This is a genomic window from Curtobacterium sp. NPDC089185 (assembly GCF_040685235.1).
Classification (GTDB): domain Bacteria; phylum Actinomycetota; class Actinomycetes; order Actinomycetales; family Microbacteriaceae; genus Curtobacterium; species Curtobacterium citri.
In genome coordinates this window covers 173,441-190,306 of the sequence record NZ_JBFBHK010000005.1, presented here as the reverse complement: position 1 = coordinate 190,306, position 16,866 = coordinate 173,441, and the positions used below count along the sequence as shown (strand labels likewise).

Genomic DNA, 16,866 nt, shown 5'->3' with positions numbered 1-16,866 from the left:
GATGGCTTCACTGGTCATCGGTCCGTTCCTTCCGTCGTCGCGACGCGACCGGACTGGAGGCCGTGGTCGGCCTGGGTGGTGACCACCGGTCGGGTGGACGCGCGCCCCTGGAGCGCGCGCCGCGCCTCCAGGCCGTCGCGCTTCGCCCGCTTGCGGCGGTCTCGCTCGTCCTTCGGCGGACGGTTCGTCAGCGCGAGGAACACGAACGACAGGACGAACGCGGCCAGCGCGATGATCACGGCCTGCGCGCTCGCGACCCCGTACTCGTTGAACGCGAAGGCGTTCGTGTACGCGGCGTAGTTCGGCGTGTACTCGGTGTCGATCGCGGGCGCGACCGTCGACAGGATCTGCGGCTCGGCGAAGAGCTGCAGCGTACCGATGATCGAGAAGACCGTCGTGAGCACCAGGGCCGGCGCGATGAGCGGGATCTGGATGCGCCACGCGACCTGGAAGGGGCCGGCGCCGTCCATCTTCGCCGCCTCGTAGACCTCGCCGGGGATCGACTTCAGCTGCGCCACGATGATGAGCATGTTGTAGCCCGTGTAGGTCCACGTGACGATGTTCGCGATCGACCACAGCACGCTGTTGGCGCCGAGGAAGTCCGGCTGCAACCCCATCGACTGCAGCAGCGCCACGATCGGCGACAGCCCGGGTACGTAGAGGAACGACCAGAGGATCGTCGCGATGACGCCCGGGACGCCGTACGGCATGAAGTAGACCGCTCGGAAGAAGGCGGGCCACCGGGCGCTGGCGGACTCGAGGAGCAGCGCGAGGATCGTGCACGCGATGATCATGACCGGCACCTGCACGATGCCGAACAGCAGCATCCGGCCGATCGACGCGACGAAGCCGGAGTCCTGCAGGGCGATCGCGTAGTTGTCGAAGCCGGCGAACCGCCCGGTGACGCCGTCCTCGCCGAACAGGCCCTCGCGGTCGACGGTGGTGAAGCTCTGGAACAGCGCGCTGATGATCGGGATGACGAAGGTCAGCACGAACAGGGCGAGGAACGGGGCGAGCAGGATCCACGGCGCGCGCTTCTGGGCGCTCGTGGCCTTGGTCGACGTGCGGAAGCCGGTCGTGCGGTCGCGGGTCGTGGTGCTCATCGTGCCGTCCTCACGCTCAGGCCCTTGTCCTTGAAGGACTGGACGATCTCCCGCTGCGCGAGCTCGACGGCGTCGGTGAGCTTCAGCCCGCCGGTGAGCTTGCGGCGGAACTGGTTCTGCAGGCTCGTGAAGGCCGACTGCGTCACGGGCGACCACGACCAGTCGAGGTTCTGCTCCTGCGCCGACGGCACGAAGACGTCCTCGTTGTAGTTCTGCCCGGAGAACCACGCCGACGGCTCCTGGCGGGCCGCGCCGATGTAGTCGGCGGCGGGTGACCAGCCGATGCCGCAGTACTTGATCATCGCGTCGACGCCCTCCTTCGAGGTGGTCATCCACGTGATGAACTCGAGCGCCTCCCGTGGGTGCTTCGCGTTGGCCAGGACGGCCGCCGTCGAGCCGCCGATCGAGCTCGAGCCGTAGCCCGTGTCGCCCCAGGTCTGCATCGGCGCGACCTTCCACTTGCCCTCGCCGCCCTGCACCGACTGGATGAGGGCGTCACCCCAGCTCGCGCTCGTGACGGCGGCGATCTTCCCGCTCGCGGCGGCGGCGTACCAGCCCGGGGTGTACGCCCCGGCGCTGGTGTCGACGAGCTTCGCGTCGATGACGCCGTCGAAGAACTCGGCGACCATCATCGTCTTGTCGTCGGTCATGTCCACGACCCACTCGTCGCCGTCGGTGCGGAACCACCGGGCGCCTGCCTGCTGCACGTAGGCGGCGAACGGCGAGGCGTCGGCGACCGGGAAGACCTCGAGGTAGTTGCCGTTGCCGGTGCTCCGGACCTTGTCCGCCAGGTCGCGCCACTCGTCCCAGGTCGTCGGGGGTTCGCCGCCGGCCTGCTCGAGGATCGCGGTCTGGTAGTAGAAGCCCATCGGGCCGGTGTCCTGCGGGATGCCGTACACGCCGTCGACGAACTGCACCTGCGACCACGCGGCCTCGTCGTACTTCGACTGCACGTCCTTCGCCCCGTAGCGCGCGAGGTCGACGAGCCCGTTCGCGAGCATGAACTCCGGGATCTGCCGGAACTCGACCTGGCCGATGTCCGGGCCACCCCCGGCCGCCAGCGCCGAGTACATCTTCTGGTACCCGCCGGCGTTGCCACCGGGGATCCAGTTCGCGGTGACCTGGATGCGGGGGTTCTTCGCGTTCCACACGTCGCAGACCTTCTGCAGGTCCTTGAGCCACGCCCAGTACGTGATCTGGACGGTCCCGCTGCCGGCGGCGGCCGGCACCAGGGGTGCCTTGTTCACGTTGGTGGAACCCGGGACGGCGCACCCGGCGAGCAACCCCGCCGCGGCCGTGCCGAGCCCGAGGCCCAGCAGGTTCCTTCTCGTCATCACACGTCGGGATGGTGTCGGCGTCATTGCCTGCGCTCCGGTTCGTCGTCGGATCGGGTTCCCTGCCAGTAGAGCACGAAACCGAGCGACGCTGTGCATTCACGAAGGTTTCACGGCGACGCGTGTCGATGCCCGTGCCTGCGTGTTCGCTCCGACCTCCGAGCGCCACCAGCGCCGGGCGCGCAGCGTGGGAACCACGCAGAACACCGAAGCCGCGAGCGGCCCGACAGCGCCGTCGGCGGCACGAACGGGAGGACCGACCATGACCGATCGCGGCAGCAGCACGAACGGACCCCGCATCGACGACGAGCTCGCGCACGAGGCGCAGAGCATCGTCCAGGGGCACGGCAGCAACGCCCACGTCGAGGAGTTCCGGCAGGCCGAGGCGGTGCCCGACGACACCGACGACGCCGAGACGCTCGCCGCGTCCGGGTACGACGGCGAGGTCGAGGGCTCGTTGCAGGACGACGGGTCCGTCCTCGACGGCGGGTCCGACGCCGTCTTCACGAGCGAGACCGACGCGGACGACGTCCCGCCGAGCGGGACCGACGCGGACGGAGGCCGCTGATGGCCCAGACGACCCGCGAGGCCAGCGCCCTGCAGCCCGAGGTCGTCCAGGCGCTGCAGGCACCGGGCACCTGGACGTGGGCGTACGTCGACGCCTCCGGCAACCGCGAGGACCCCCGCCGCCTCGCCGCACTCCAGCGCCGGACCGTCTCGGACGCGCTCCGCGAGCAGGGGACGTCCGACCGGGCGGTCCGGGTCGTCGAGGACGAGCTCGCCGAGCAGCCCGGCGCCCCCGCACCGGTCGCGCGCTACGTGCTCGTCCGCGACGACGAGCTCGTGCTCAGCGAGGTGCTGCCGGGCCACCTGCACGGCCAGGAGTCCGTCGGGACCGGAGCGGTGCCCGACCTGCTGCCCCTGCTCGCCCACCGTCCGTTCGACCTGCCCTTCCTGGTCGTCACCGTCGGCCGCGAGGGCGGCGGCTTCCGCACCTACCGCCTCGGGCACGCCCCGAGCGGCGCGGCCGAGGACGAGCAGCGCATCCAGGGCCGGACCGACACCCTGCACAAGGCGAAGTCCGGCGCCGGGTGGAAGCAGCCGCACTGGCACCAGCACGCCGAGGAGATCTGGAAGCAGACCGCGGGCGAGGTCGCCGCGTCGATCGAGGAGGCAGTCCGCGCGACGTCGCCGCGACTCGTCGTCGTCGCGGGGGACATCCGGGCCCGGGAACTGCTGCGCGGCGAGCTCTCGACGTCGACCCGCGCGCTCGTCACCGAGGTCGCGGTCGACCCCCGCGCCGACGACGCGTCCGAGAAGGTGCTCGTGCAGCACGTCGACCTGGCGCTCGCGCGGATCCTGGCGTCGCACCGGCACGACGTGCAGGACCTGCTCCGGACGCACGAGGGCCGCGGCGACAACGAGAGCGTCAGCGGGCTCGGCGCGGTGGTCTCGGCGCTCCAGCAGGCGCAGGCCGCCGTGGTCGCGCTCGACGCCGGCGCGCTCGGCGATCGCACGCTCCTGGCGCTCGACGCCGCACCGTGGGTGGCGACCGCGCCCGAGCAGGCCGCGGGGGCGACGGTCCTCGGACCGGTGCCCGCCGTGTGCGCCCTCGTGCGCGCGGTGGTGCTCACCGACGCCGAGCTCGTCCTGGTGAACGCGGCGTCGCTGCCGAGCGGTGCGCCGGCGTCCGCGCTCCTGCGCTGGCCGGTCGGCCCCGCCGTCCCCGCCTGACCTGCCGCCGGGACCTTCCGCCCGCCGGCGTACCCGGTCTCTCCGGGCGTACCTGGCCGGTTCGGGCGTACCTGGTCGTCCCGAACGACCAGGTACGCCCGTTCCCGCCTTCCACCGCGGCCGTTCTGGGAACGAACGGGCGGGAGTCAGTCGTGGGAGCGGTCGGCGTGCGGGACGATCGGCAGCGCGAGGAGGGGCAGCGCCGCCACGATCGCGAACGACGCCGCGAAGCCGAGCACCCCGACGAGCGCACCGACGCCCGGTCCGACGGCGCTCGCCGCGAGGAACTGCCCGGTGTTCTGGGTCCCGAGCGCCCGACCCGACCACGCTGGCCCAGCGGCCTCGGCCACCGAGGTGTACGCCAACCCGTTGTCCGCCACCGTGACGCTCGTCGCGACGACGAGGAACACCGCCGCCGCTCCCCAGTGCGACACGTCGACGAGTGCGAGCACGCCCATCACCACCGCCGCGGCGACCGCCACCAGCCGGAGCGGTCCGACGCGTGACCCGGCGCGGTCGCTCCACGCGCCGACCAGGATCCGCCCCACGGCACCCACGAACTGCGACGCCCCGACCAGGAGGCCCGCCGCGGGTGTCGACCAGCCGAGGCCGACGAGCCAGACGAGTCCGTAGGTCGAGAGCGTGAACTGCGGGACCACGAGCAGCACGGACACCGCGTGGACCCGCCAGAGGAAGCCGGACGTCCGGTACGGGTTCGCGGCCCGGACGGTGGTCGTGCCCTCGGGTCGCGGTGCTCGCGGGGGATCGGTGATGCCGACGGCGCACAGCACGGTGAGCACGGCGCACAGCACGAAGGGCAGGACGAGCGCGGTGCGGATGCCGTGCGTCTCGGTGAGCACCGGGACCGTGACCGCCGCGAGCGTCACCCCGAGCGGCTGCGACATCTGCCGGATGCCCATCGCCAGTCCGCGGCGCTCCTTCGGGAACCAGCCGACCACGACCCGTCCGCTCGCGGCGTTCGTCGAGGCGCTCGTCATCCCCGCGGCGAGGAAGGCGATCCCGAGCAGCAGCGGGTCGCCGGCGCTCACCCAGGCCGCCACGACCGCGAGGGTGGTGAGCGCCAGGCCGCCCGCGATGACGACGCGTTCACCGACCCGGTCGGTCACCGCGCCCCAGGCGATGAGCGTCAGGACGAGGCCGATCGTCGGGGCGGCGGCGAACAGTCCGGCCGACGCGAAGGGCATGCCCCCGGCGAGCAGGTGCGGGATGAGCAGCGCCGGAGCGGAGACGACCAGGGTGCCAGCGGCCTGCGCGGCCACCCCGAGCCCGAGCATCGTCCAGGCGCGCCGCGGGACGGTCGTCGCGGCAGCAGCGGTGGTCGGCGGCACGGGTCCCGTCCTGGGTGCGGTTGGTGTACCACGACGGTATACCAACCGTCACCCAGCCGCACTATGCTGGTCCGCCGTGACCGAGACGACCGAGAACGCCGTGCCCGTGTCGCAGACGAGCCAGCTCTACGACAACCTGCGCGAGGCGATCCTGACCCTCGACATCGCGCCCGGCGAGCGGATCTCCGAGCGCGGCCTCGAGGGCCGCTTCCACGCATCGCGCACGCCCGTCCGGGCCGCGTTGTCGCGCCTCGAGCGCGAGGGACTCATCCTGCACGAGGGGCGCTCGTGGACGGTCACGCCGATCGACCTCGACGAGATCGCGTCGCTCGCGGAGCTCCGCGGTGTGCTCGAGCCCGCAGCGGCACGACTCGCCGTCCAGCGCGCGTCCGCCGAGCAGCTCGACGAGGTCCGCGCACACCTCGACGGCCTGCGGGGGAGCCCCGACCGCGAGACGGGCATCCGGATGGGGTCGACGTTCCACCTCGACCTGGCCGCGCTCGGCGGGAACCGGTTCGTCACCGATGCCATCGCCGACGCCCTGACCCGCCTCGAGCGCACCCGGTGGATCGAGGTGCGCACCGCTGCGGCCCGCGAGGCCGCGTGGGAGGAGCACAGCGCCGTCCTCGACGCCGTCCGTGCCGGGGACGCCGACCGGGCTGCCGAGCTGCTCGCGGCGCACGTCGCGGGCACGAACGACCGCCTGCTCGCGTGGATCGGGCAGGAGCGCCGACGCCTCCGTGGCGCGGGCATGGCGATCGTCGGGAGCACCGGACTGCTCGCCGAGGCGGAGCAGGCCGAACACGTCGGGCGCTGACCGCTCCGCCCAGCCGGGCGCTGACCGCAGCAGGCTGCACGCGGCCGGCGCCCGCTCCCGCGGGATCAGCCCCTCGTCGAAGGTTCCTCGGACCCGTCGATGTCCTGGGCGGCGTCGGCCGCTCCGTGCCGGGTGTGGTCGAGGAGTGCGTCGCGCACCTCGGCCTCGTCGGTGGTGAGTCGGATGGCGTGCTTGCTGCCGGACCGCGTCGACTGGGACATCGTGTTCCTCCTGTGTGCGTGGGCATCGGGTGGTGATGCGCTTCCTCACGGGACGTTCTGAGGTCGCCCCAGTGTGCGCCCGCCCGCCCGGGGCGCGCAAGCACCACCGCCGACCTGTGGAGGGATCGGTCCCGGGGGCGTGCCTAGGATGGTCCGGCCGCGCACGGGTGCGGCGGCCGGACGGACGTCGGAGGGGAGGCGCGGGATGAGCGGGCAGCGCACCGCACCGCCCACGGTCTACGACGTCGCCTCCGAGGCCGGCGTCTCGATCGCCACCGTCTCCCGCGTGCTCCGCACGCCCGACGCCGTCCGCGAGGGCACCCGCGACCGCGTCCAGGCGGCGATCCGGACCCTCGGCTACGTGCCGTCCGGCAACGCCAGGGCCCTCGCCGGCAAGCGCACCGGCGTGGTCGGACTCCTGCTGCCCGGGTTCGACGTCGTGCCGGACGAGCGGCCCGACCTCGTGACCGACGGCGGCGTCCGCGTGGTCGACGACCGCCGGCACGTCACCCAGCCGTTCTCGTCGAACCTGTACTTCGACGAGGTCCTCCGCGGCGCGGAGACCGAGGCGTGGCAGCGCGGCCTCGCGCTCATGGTCGCCGCCGGCCGGGGGTCCTCGCGGGACGTCATCGTGAACGACGTCGCCGGCCGGGTGGACGGCCTCGCGGTGCTCGCGCAGACCGTGCCCGACGACCTGCTCGAGCACGTGGCCCGACGCATCCCGGTCGTGGTCCTCGCCGACGACCGGCGCTCGCACGGGTTCGACTCCGTGAGCGTGGACAACGCCGCGGGCATGCGGACCCTCGCGTCGCACGTGATCGGGCGGCTCGGCATCCGGTCGCTGGCGTACGTCGCGGGCCCGATCGACTCCCCGGACGACATCGAGCGCTCGGCGGGGTTCCGTCAGGCGCTGGCGGACCACGAGGTGCCGCCGTCCGCGGTCCGGACCGTGCACGGAGACTTCGGTCGGGTCCGCGCACGGGAGCTCGCCGCGGTGCTCTTCGAGGGACCCGAACTCCCGCGCGCCGTGATCTGCTCGAACGACCAGTCCGCGCTCGGTGTGCTCGACGCCGCCGGTGCCCGCGGGCTCCGCGTGCCGGAGGACGTCGTCGTCACCGGCTTCGACGGCATCGACGCGGGGCGGTTCTCGGCGCCGCCGCTGACCACCGTGCACCAGCCGATGGGGGAGCTCGGGCGCGCGGCGGTCCGGGCGATCGTCGACCGCTTCGAGCGCCCGGACGGAGCGCCGCGTGCGGTGCGGCTGCCGGTCGAGGTGCTGCTGCGGGAGAGCTGCCCGCCGGTGCTCTAGCGGCGGTGCACGGCTCGCCCGCCGGTCGCTGCCAGGCCGGCCACCCGCCGTCTCGGAACGGGAACCTCGTGTTGCGCGACGTGATGTAAGCGCATACATTTGGGCGCAGCACACACTCGACACGGAGGTCGACCGAGCAATGACGCTTCCCCCACAGCGCACGCAGCACGGCCCGCGCCGCCGCGGCCGGCTGCTGACCGCGCTCGCCGGCATCGCCGTCGTGGCCCTCGCCGCCACCGGCTGCAGCATCCAGGTCCGTTCGGAGCCGGACCCGAGCATCGGCAAGGACACGATGCTCATCAACGCGGACCGCGGCAACCCGCTGTTCGACCGCAACTTCAACCCGTACATCCCGAATGCCCGTACCGCGAGCAAGTGGATGTACGAGCCCCTCATCGAGATCAACCCGCTCGACGGCAAGGGCACCCCGTGGCTCGCGAGCTCGTGGGACCTGCCGGACGCCCGGACGATCGACATGACGATCCGGAAGGGCGTCGAGTGGTCCGACGGCACGCCGTTCACGCCCGAGGACGTCCTCTTCACGTTCGACCTGCTCAAGAAGTTCCCCGCCATGGACGTCAAGGGCGCCTGGCAGCACATCGACCGGATCGAGCGGGACGGCGACCACCTGGTCTTCCACCTCAAGGGTGAGGACGTGCCGAGCCTCAACATCATCGGCGCGACGTACATCCTCCCCGAGCACCACTACGGCAGGGTGCAGGACCCGGTCACCTGGCGCGACCCGAACCCGGTCGGCACCGGCCCGTTCGTGCTCGGCAACTACTCCGACCAGCAGTACTCGATGGACAAGAACCCGACGTACTGGCAGGCCGACGAGATCGCGATCGAGCACCTGGTCCTGCCTGCGACGAACACGCAGCTCGACACCGTCACCCGTGGCTACGACTGGGCGTACTCGTTCATCTCGGACGTCAAGGGCACCTGGGGTGCCGCGTCCGACACGAACCAGTGGTGGTTCCCGGCCGGCGGCGTGATCGGGCTCATCCCGAACCTGACGAAGGCGCCGTACGACGACGTCAACGTCCGCAAGGGCATCTCCTACGCACTCGACCGCGACGGCATCGCCGAGACCGCCTCCGAGGGCAACCTCAGCGCCGCGGGTCAGACCGGCCTGATCCTGCCGAACCAGGAGCAGTACCTCGACCCGTCGATCCCGGACGAGGGGATGATCACGCAGGACACCGACCGTGCCCTCGCGGAGTTCGCCAAGTCCGGCTACGAGCAGCAGGACGGCAAGCTCGTCAAGGACGGTGAGCAGCTCGAGATCAACCTGATGACCGCGAACGGCTACTCGGACTGGCTCCGTGCCGCACAGCAGGTGCAGCGCGACCTCGGGAAGATCGGTGTGAAGGTGCAGATCCAGGCACCGCAGCCCGCCGGCTACCAGCAGAACATCAACAACGGGAAGTTCGACATGGCGATGGGCGGCATGGGGAACGGCGACGTCTTCCAGGCCTACAACTCCCTGCTGTCGAGCGACTTCTACCAGCCGGTCGGTAAGTCGACGGTGAACAACTTCGAGCGCTACCGGAACGCGGACACCCAGAAGCTCCTCGACGAGTACCGCGGGACGACCGACCGTGCCGAGCAGCAGCGCATCCTCGACCAGCTGCAGGCGATCGTGTACGACGACCTGCCCGTGATCGGCATGTACTACGGCGGCCTCTGGGGCCTGTTCAACACCGGCAAGTTCGTCGGGTGGCCGAGCGCGGAGGACCCGTACATGGCGCCGCAGAACTACGACTCGGCTCCGCTGCTCATCTTCACGAAGCTCCGACTCCGTGACAGCGCCGCAGGCAAGAAGATCGTGGAGGAGCAGGCCAAGTGAAGTACGTCCTCCAGAAACTCGTCCTCTTCGTCCTGACCCTCTGGGCCGCGGTCACGCTGAACTTCTTGCTCCCGCGCCTCATGCCGGGCAGCCCGTCCGACGCGGCGCTCGCCAAGCTCAGCCAGAACGGCCCGGTCACCGACGCCACGAAGAAGGCCATCGAGGCTCAGCTCGGCGTCCCCTCCGGCAACCTCTGGGACCAGTACGTCAGCTACCTGCACCAGGTCGTCACCCTCGACTTCGGCACGAGCTACACGTTCTACCCGCAGCCGGTCGGCGACCTGGTCGGCCGGGCCCTGCCCTACACGCTCGTGCTCGTCGGGACGGTCACGGTCCTCGCGTTCGTCATCGGCACGCTGATCGGCGTCGCCGCTGCGTGGAAGCGCGGAACCTGGCTCGACTCGCTCCCGACCCTGTCGGGTTCGTTCATGTCGACGTTCCCGTACTTCTGGACGGCACTCCTGCTGCTGTTCTTCCTCGGCTACGTCCTGCACTGGTTCCCGACGACCGGGGCGTCGTCCGCGACGAGCGTCCCGGGCTGGAACGGCACATACATCGGCGACGTCCTGCGGCACGCGGTCCTGCCGGCCGTGACGATCCTCGTGACGAGCCTGGGCGGCTGGATCATCGGCATGCGCAACGCGATGATCAACACCCTCGGTGACGACTACGTCACCTTCGCCGAGGCGAACGGCCTCCGCGGTCGCACGGTCGCCGTCCGGTACGCCGCGCGGAACGCGATCCTGCCGAACCTGACCGGCTTCGGCCTGGCACTCGGCGGCGTGGTCGGCGGCTCGGTGCTGGTCGAGCAGGTGTTCGGCTACCCGGGCATCGGCTACCTGCTGTTCAACGCCGTGATCGGGCAGGACTACCCGCTCATGCAGGCCCTCTTCCTGATGATCACCGTGTCGGTGCTCATCGCCAACTTCATCGTGGACGTCCTCTACGGCGTCCTGGACCCGAGGACGCGCCGATGACGACCAACTCGCGATGGGCGGCGTGCTCTGCCCACAACCACCACCCGAGGACGCGCCGATGACGACCAACTCGCGATGGGCGGCGTGCTCTGCCCACAACCACCACCCGAGGACTCGACGATGAGCACTGTCGCAGTGAGAACACAAGAACAAGTTGCCCCGTCCAAGTGGCGCGCCGCCGCCCGGCAGTTCGGCGTCGTCTGGAGCAACACCAAGGCCCGCATCGGCCTCTGCATCCTCGCCTTCTTCGTCCTCGTGGCGATCGCCGCCCCGCTCCTCGCCCCCTACGGCGCGAGCCAGAACGGCTTCGCACGGAACGCCGACGCCACCTGGGCGCACTGGATGGGCACCACCGCCGCCGGCGAGGACGTCCTCTCCCAACTGATCTACGGCGCCCGGGTGTCCGTGCTCGTCGGTGCGGTCGCGGGCTTCCTGTCGACCCTCGTCGCCGTCGCGATCGGCCTGAGCTGGGGCTACATCCGCGGCTGGGTCGCCGAGGTCATCGGCTTCATCGTGAACCTGTTCCTCGTCATCCCCGGTCTGCCCCTGATGATCGTCATCGCCGCCTACCTGCAGAACGGCGGCATCACGGTGATCATCGCCGTGATCGTCGTCACCGGCTGGGCCTGGGGTGCGCGCGTCCTCCGCAGCCAGACGCAGTCCCTCCGGAGCCGCGACTTCGTCACCGCGGCCCAGTTCTCCGGCGACGGCGCGACGCGCATCGTCTTCCGCGAGATCCTGCCGAACATGACGTCCCTGATCGTCGGCAGCTTCTTCGGTGCGGCCACGAGCGCGATCCTGGCCGAGGCGGGGCTCGAGTTCCTCGGCCTCGGGGACTCGTCGATCGTCAGCTGGGGCACCATCCTCTACTGGGCGCAGAACTCGAACGCGCTGCTCACCGGCCAGTGGATCCTGCTGTTCGCCCCCGGTCTCTGCATCGCCCTCCTGGCGATGAGCCTGACCCTCATCAACTTCGGCGTCGACGCCGTGTCCAACCCGCGGTTGCGCGAGGGCGCGCGCCGCAAGCGCAAGGAGGTCACCGCATGAGCGGTGCAACCACCGACGGCCTGGAGGCGCGGGACGGCGCCGCCACGCGCCTCCCGTCCGACACGACCCAGCAGGACGTCCTGCTCGACGTCCGCGACCTGTCGGTCGTCTACGAGTCGGCCGGCCAGACGGCCGTCCAGGCCGTCGACCACGTCTCCTTCCAGCTGCGCAAGGGCGAGTTCGTCGGCCTGGTCGGCGAGTCCGGCTCGGGCAAGTCGACCCTCGGCTACGCGCTGACCCGGCTGCAGAAGCCGCCGGCGCGCACCAACGGCGGCAGCATCGTCTTCGGCGGGGCGGACATCCGTGACCTCGACGACGAAGCGCTCCGCCAGCAGCGCCAGGGCGGCTTCGCGATGGTCCTGCAGTCCGGCATGAACGCGCTCAACCCGGTGCGCACGATCCGCAACCACTTCATCGACGTCTTCCGGGCGCACGGGCACGTGCCGCGCGAGCGGTGGGACGCCCGGATGCGGGAGCTGATCGGCAAGGTGAAGCTGCCGGAGACGATGCTGGCGCGCTACCCCGGGGAGCTCTCCGGCGGCATGCGGCAGCGCGTCTCGATCGCGATCGCGCTGTCGCTCGAGCCGCAGCTCATGGTGTTCGACGAGCCGACCACGGCGCTCGACGTCCTCGTGCAGCACGCCGTGATGGACACGATCATCGAGCTGCAGCGCTCCGAGGGCTTCACGGCGATCCTGATCAGCCACGACCTCGGCATCGTCCTCGAGGCCACCGAGCGCGTGCTCGTCATGCACGAGGGGCGGATCGTCGAGGACGGCCGCTCGCTCGAGGTCCTCCGTGACCCGCAGGACGACTACACGAAGATGCTGTTGTCGCACTACGCCGACCCGCGTGCTTCGGTCGTGAGCCTGCCGGGGTTCCCGGATCGGTCACTGCGCGGCACGGACCAGACCCGGCAGGAGACGACGTCGTCGTTCGCCACCGTCGGGTCGCGTGAGCGCAGCGCCGCGAAGAACCCGATCGTCGTCGACCACCTCGTCAAGACGTACCCGGCGCCCCGCCGCGGTGAGCAGCCCGTGCAGGCCGTCCGCGACGTGTCGTTCACCCTCGAACCCGGGCAGTCGCTCGCCCTGGTCGGCCAGTCCGGCTCGGGCAAGTCGACCATCGCGAAGATGCTCACCGGCGTCGAGCAGCCGACGAGCGGGACCGTCCGGTTCGGCGACACCGACGTGGCGAAGCTCGGGAGGCGCGGCCTGCAGGACCTGCGCTCCGAGGTGCAGATGGTGTTCCAGGACCCGTACGCGGCGCTCAACCCGCTGCACACGGTGGAGTACATCCTGTCCCGACCGATCGCGAACTACACCGGACTCCGCGGGCGCGATGCCCGACGCCGGATGCTCGAGATCCTCGAGACCGTGGGCCTGACGCCCGTCGAGCAGTTCGCGCAGAAGCTCCCGCACCAGCTCTCCGGCGGGCAGCGGCAGCGCGTGGTCATCGCCCGGGCGCTCGCGAGCGACCCGCAGGTGATCATCGCGGACGAGCCGGTGTCGATGCTCGACGTCACGCTGCGCGCCGGCGTGCTCGCGCTGCTCGAGGACCTGCGGGAGCAGTGGGGCGTCTCGCTCCTCTACATCACGCACGACCTGCTGAGCGCCCGGCTCATCACCGACGACATCATGGTGCTGCACGACGGCGCCGTGGTCGAGCGGGGCCGCACGGCCGAGGTGCTGCAGCACCCACAGGACGACTACACGGTCGCGCTGCTGGACGCGGTGCCGAACCCGCGGCGGACACTGCTCGCATGACGTTCCCCGCTGTTGCTCCCTTCGGCCACCTCCCCACACCCGTGGGTGTCGACGTCGTCGGCATCGACCTGCCCGTCGGTCGGCTCACCGCCTACCGGGTCGTCCCGAACGGACCCTCGAAGGGCACCGTCCTGATCGTCCCCGGGTACACCGGGTCGAAGGAGGACTGGCGCACGTTCATGCCGCTCCTCCGGGAGGCCGGTTGGACCGCGGTCGCGATCAGCCGCCGCGGCCAGGCCGACTCGGTGGCGCCGACCTCGCCGTCCGACTACTCCCTCGACGAGGAGGCGGCCGACGTCGTCCGGGTCGCGGCGCTGCTCGACGACGGCGCGCCCGTGCACCTGATCGGGCACTCGCTCGGCGGGGTCATCGCCCGCGAGGCCGCGATCGCGTCCCCGCAGTCCTTCCGGTCGGTCGTGCAGTTCTGCTCCGGCCCGTACGGCTGGCCCTACCGCAAGGTCACCGAGCTGACGATCCTGCACGACACCGGCGGGAACAACCGGCAGCTGTTCGACTCGACGAACCCCCTGTGGGCGTACCGGCCCGACGAGGAGCTCCCCGACGACGTCCGGATGGTCCGCGACCGCTTCGACGCGACGAGCCCGATGAGCGTCGTCGCCGGCGGGCACATCCTCGAGGACCACACCGACTCGTCCGCCGAGCTCCGCGCGACCGGGCTCCCCGTCCTCGTGGCGCACGGTGAGTGGGACGGCGCCTGGCCGATCCCGTGGCAGCGGCAGATGGCCGAGGACACCGGCGCCCGCTACGAGGTCGTCCCCACGAGCTACCACGGCCCCCACGTCGAGAACCCGGCCGCGACCATCGCGCTCTTCGACGACTTCTTGTCGGCGCACTGACGTCGGCGCACGGAAAGGACCCATCATCACCACGCTGCAGTTCCCCGACGGCTTCCTCTGGGGTGCCGCCACCGCCGCCCACCAGATCGAGGGCAACAACGTCAACGCGAACTGGTGGGCGCACGAGCACGAGCCCGACACCACCATCGTCGAACCCTCCGGCGACGCCGCGGACAGCTACCACCGGTACCGCGAGGACATCCGCATCGCCGCCGACCTCGGCCTGAACTCCTACCGGTTCAGCATCGAGTGGGCGCGCATCGAGCCCGAGCGCGGCTTCGTCTCCCGCGCCGAGGTCGACCACTACCGCCGCATGGTCGAGGCCTGCCACGAGGCCGGCATCGAACCGATCGTCACGCTCATGCACTTCACCGTGCCGCGCTGGTTCGAGCGCGACGGCTTCTGGCGCGCGCCCGACGCCGCCGACCTGTTCGCCCGCTACACCGAGGCCGCGCTCCCCGTCGTGCAGGACGGCGTCCGCTACGTCTGCACGATCAACGAGCCGAACATCGCGGCGATGCTCGCCGGGGGAGAGGACGCGGCGAACCTCGTGGCGTACGGCCTGCCGAACCCCGACCTGCACGTGGCGGACCAGCTGCTCGCGTCGCACCGGCGCTCCCGCGAGGTCCTGTCGCAGGTCCCCGGCCTGCAGTCCGGCTGGACCATCGCGACGCAGGCGTTCCGCGCGAACGGTGAGCCCGGGTCCGAGGAGATGCTCCGCGAGTACGGCTACCCGCGCGACGACTGGTACCTCGAGCAGGCCGCCGGTGACGACTTCCTCGGGGTGCAGGCCTACACGCGCACGTTCATCGGCGCCACCGGTCCGGTGCCGGTCGCGGAGGACGTCGAAACGACCCTGACCGGGTGGGAGTTCTACCCGGAGGCCTCGGCCGACGGACTCCGCAGCGCGTGGGAGCTGTCCGGCCACGTCCCGCTGATGATCACCGAGAACGGCATCGCCACCGCCGACGACTCCCGCCGGATCGCCTACACGCAGGGCGCCCTCGAGGGCATCCACCGCTGCATCGAGGACGGCATCGAGGTGCTGGGCTACCAGCACTGGTCGCTCCTCGACAACTACGAGTGGGCCTCCGGGTACCGGCCGACCTTCGGGCTCGTGGCGTGGGACCGCGAGACCTTCGCGCGGACGCCGAAGGACTCGGCGCGCTGGTACGGGAAGGTCGCGCAGGCGAACGCGCTCGAGACGCGGCGCGACTGACGCGACCCCCGACGCGACCCTGTGACGGACGGGAGGCCCGTGGCGGGTCCGCCACGGGCCTCCCGTCCGTCGCGGACTCCGGAGACATCGGTGAGCGTCGTCGGAGCCGCGTCCGCGTGGCCGCCGAAGTTCCGGCGCATGCTGTCGTACCGCCGTGCCCTCGGTGTGCTCCGCTGCCCGGATACGACCGGATGCGTGTCATGCATCCGCGGATCGATGATCGCGGGCCGCATCGGCGCGGATCAGGCGACGACGGAGGAATCGACCCACCGGGCGGTCGATGCAGCGGTGTACTGCGATGCCCAGGCCGACGGATGCGACGACCGACACCACGACGACGGGGAGCCACGGGACCTGACGTACGCCGAACCACCCGAGGGCGCGCGGGAGCACCTGGGCGACGAGCGGGTGGGTGAGGTACAAGGCGAAGGCGCTGTCCCCGCACATCACCACCCAGTCGGGAAGCCTCGAGCCGTACCGCCGCTCGACGGACACCACGAGTGCGAAGGTGATCGTCAGGAGCGCGAAGACGACGGCCGAGACGGCGGCAGGGCCGGATCGGACAACTCCGATCGCGATGATCAGTGCTGTCAGCGCCGAGCAGGTCGCGATCGGGGCGAGGACCTGGCCGGATCGGACAGCCCGCGCGATCGACATGCCCGCGACCAGGAAGAGGACGAGGGGATTCGCGTAGAACCAGATCGCACTGCCCTCGTCCGGTCGCCATGCGGCGAGGATCGCGAAGAGCACCAACACCGCTGAGACGGAGCGCACCGGATCGATCCGGACCGCCATGGCTGCCGTGACCAGGAAGTAGAACGCTGCTTCGAAGACCAGGGTCCACTCGACGCCCCACAGCATCGGGGCGATGCCGTGCTGACCGCGGGACGGCACGAGCAAGAACGACGTGAGGACGCGGACCGGAGTGAGCGCGCCGTCGAACATGGCACCGGGCACGACGACGGCCGCGACGATCTTGGTGGTCGTCATCAGCCAGGCGAGCGGCAGGATCCGGATCGCGCGTCGGAGGGCGAAGGTCTGCCAATCCGGCTCACGGCCGGAGTCGATGACGAGGACGACGACGAAGCCGCTGATCAAGAAGAAGACAGAGACGCAGACATCGCCCAGGAGTGCGCTCGACGGCGCCTGTGCGCCGGAGCCGGCGTCGCGGTTGACCCAGTAACAAGCATGGAGGGCGACGACGAGGAGTGCGCTCAGGAAGCGGAGCGCTTGCACACCTCGGTAGGTCGTGGACGGCGCTTCGGTGGCGGGGGCGATGAACAC

At 71.0% G+C, this 16,866-nt stretch carries 15 protein-coding genes; 10 read left to right on the top strand and 5 right to left on the bottom strand.

Going from position 1 to position 16,866, the window contains the following annotated elements; translation table 11 throughout:
* Positions 1 to 14: 14 nt before the first annotated feature.
* Both AB0N84_RS07465 and AB0N84_RS07460 read right to left on the bottom strand, forming a co-directional pair.
* Positions 15 to 1,103: a sugar ABC transporter permease gene (locus tag AB0N84_RS07465; protein ID WP_363544822.1), complete on the bottom strand. Its 1,089-nt coding sequence runs from the start codon at positions 1,101 to 1,103 to the stop codon at positions 15 to 17.
* A complete protein-coding gene (locus AB0N84_RS07460; RefSeq protein ID WP_182046409.1) occupies positions 1,100 to 2,437 on the bottom strand; it encodes an extracellular solute-binding protein in 1,338 nt (445 codons plus the stop codon). Before AB0N84_RS07460 ends, AB0N84_RS07465 begins: the two co-directional genes overlap by 4 nt.
* A gap of 262 nt (positions 2,438 to 2,699) precedes the next feature.
* Here AB0N84_RS07460 and AB0N84_RS07455 point away from each other — a divergent pair, with 262 nt between their 5' ends.
* Positions 2,700 to 3,005, top strand: coding sequence for a hypothetical protein (locus AB0N84_RS07455; protein WP_182046408.1), 306 nt, complete (start codon positions 2,700 to 2,702; stop codon positions 3,003 to 3,005).
* Positions 3,005 to 4,171: a Vms1/Ankzf1 family peptidyl-tRNA hydrolase gene (locus AB0N84_RS07450; protein WP_363544817.1), complete on the top strand. Its 1,167-nt coding sequence runs from the start codon at positions 3,005 to 3,007 to the stop codon at positions 4,169 to 4,171. The genes AB0N84_RS07455 and AB0N84_RS07450 overlap by 1 nt, the downstream gene beginning before the upstream one ends.
* A gap of 146 nt (positions 4,172 to 4,317) precedes the next feature.
* Here AB0N84_RS07450 and AB0N84_RS07445 read toward each other — a convergent pair whose 3' ends face one another.
* On the bottom strand, positions 4,318 to 5,466 hold the full coding sequence (locus AB0N84_RS07445) for an MFS transporter (protein ID WP_363545029.1): 1,149 nt from the start codon (positions 5,464 to 5,466) through the stop codon (positions 4,318 to 4,320).
* A 130-nt stretch (positions 5,467 to 5,596) separates the two neighbouring features.
* Here AB0N84_RS07445 and AB0N84_RS07440 point away from each other — a divergent pair, with 130 nt between their 5' ends.
* Positions 5,597 to 6,337, top strand: coding sequence for a GntR family transcriptional regulator (locus AB0N84_RS07440; RefSeq protein ID WP_363544814.1), 741 nt, complete (start codon positions 5,597 to 5,599; stop codon positions 6,335 to 6,337).
* Positions 6,338 to 6,402: 65 nt separating this feature from the next.
* On the opposite strand, the gene AB0N84_RS07435 is transcribed toward AB0N84_RS07440, so the two are convergent.
* Entirely contained in the window at positions 6,403 to 6,558 is a 156-nt protein-coding gene (locus AB0N84_RS07435; RefSeq protein ID WP_182046406.1) for a hypothetical protein, read from the bottom strand.
* Between the two features lie 205 nt (positions 6,559 to 6,763).
* On the opposite strand from AB0N84_RS07435, the gene AB0N84_RS07430 reads away from it, so the two are divergent.
* The 7 genes from AB0N84_RS07430 (at position 6,764) to AB0N84_RS07400 (ending at position 15,582) form a co-directional block, all read left to right on the top strand.
* On the top strand, positions 6,764 to 7,867 hold the full coding sequence (locus AB0N84_RS07430) for a LacI family DNA-binding transcriptional regulator (protein ID WP_289459188.1): 1,104 nt from the start codon (positions 6,764 to 6,766) through the stop codon (positions 7,865 to 7,867).
* Positions 7,868 to 8,006: 139 nt separating this feature from the next.
* On the top strand, positions 8,007 to 9,716 hold the full coding sequence (locus tag AB0N84_RS07425; RefSeq protein WP_363544809.1) for an ABC transporter substrate-binding protein: 1,710 nt from the start codon (positions 8,007 to 8,009) through the stop codon (positions 9,714 to 9,716).
* On the top strand, positions 9,713 to 10,693 hold the full coding sequence (locus tag AB0N84_RS07420) for an ABC transporter permease (protein WP_289459186.1): 981 nt from the start codon (positions 9,713 to 9,715) through the stop codon (positions 10,691 to 10,693). Before AB0N84_RS07425 ends, AB0N84_RS07420 begins: the two co-directional genes overlap by 4 nt.
* A gap of 120 nt (positions 10,694 to 10,813) precedes the next feature.
* Entirely contained in the window at positions 10,814 to 11,740 is a 927-nt protein-coding gene (locus tag AB0N84_RS07415; RefSeq protein ID WP_289459185.1) for an ABC transporter permease, read from the top strand.
* Entirely contained in the window at positions 11,737 to 13,506 is a 1,770-nt protein-coding gene (locus AB0N84_RS07410; RefSeq protein WP_289459184.1) for an ABC transporter ATP-binding protein, read from the top strand. Before AB0N84_RS07415 ends, AB0N84_RS07410 begins: the two co-directional genes overlap by 4 nt.
* Positions 13,503 to 14,363, top strand: coding sequence for an alpha/beta hydrolase (locus AB0N84_RS07405; protein WP_363544804.1), 861 nt, complete (start codon positions 13,503 to 13,505; stop codon positions 14,361 to 14,363). Before AB0N84_RS07410 ends, AB0N84_RS07405 begins: the two co-directional genes overlap by 4 nt.
* A 34-nt stretch (positions 14,364 to 14,397) precedes the next feature.
* The gene (locus AB0N84_RS07400) at positions 14,398 to 15,582 is read left to right on the top strand and encodes a family 1 glycosylhydrolase (protein ID WP_220456208.1); all 1,185 of its coding nucleotides are present in this window, start codon (positions 14,398 to 14,400) and stop codon (positions 15,580 to 15,582) included.
* Positions 15,583 to 15,780: 198 nt separating this feature from the next.
* On the opposite strand, the gene AB0N84_RS07395 is transcribed toward AB0N84_RS07400, so the two are convergent.
* The gene (locus tag AB0N84_RS07395) at positions 15,781 to 16,866 is read right to left on the bottom strand and encodes an acyltransferase (protein ID WP_363544801.1); all 1,086 of its coding nucleotides are present in this window, start codon (positions 16,864 to 16,866) and stop codon (positions 15,781 to 15,783) included.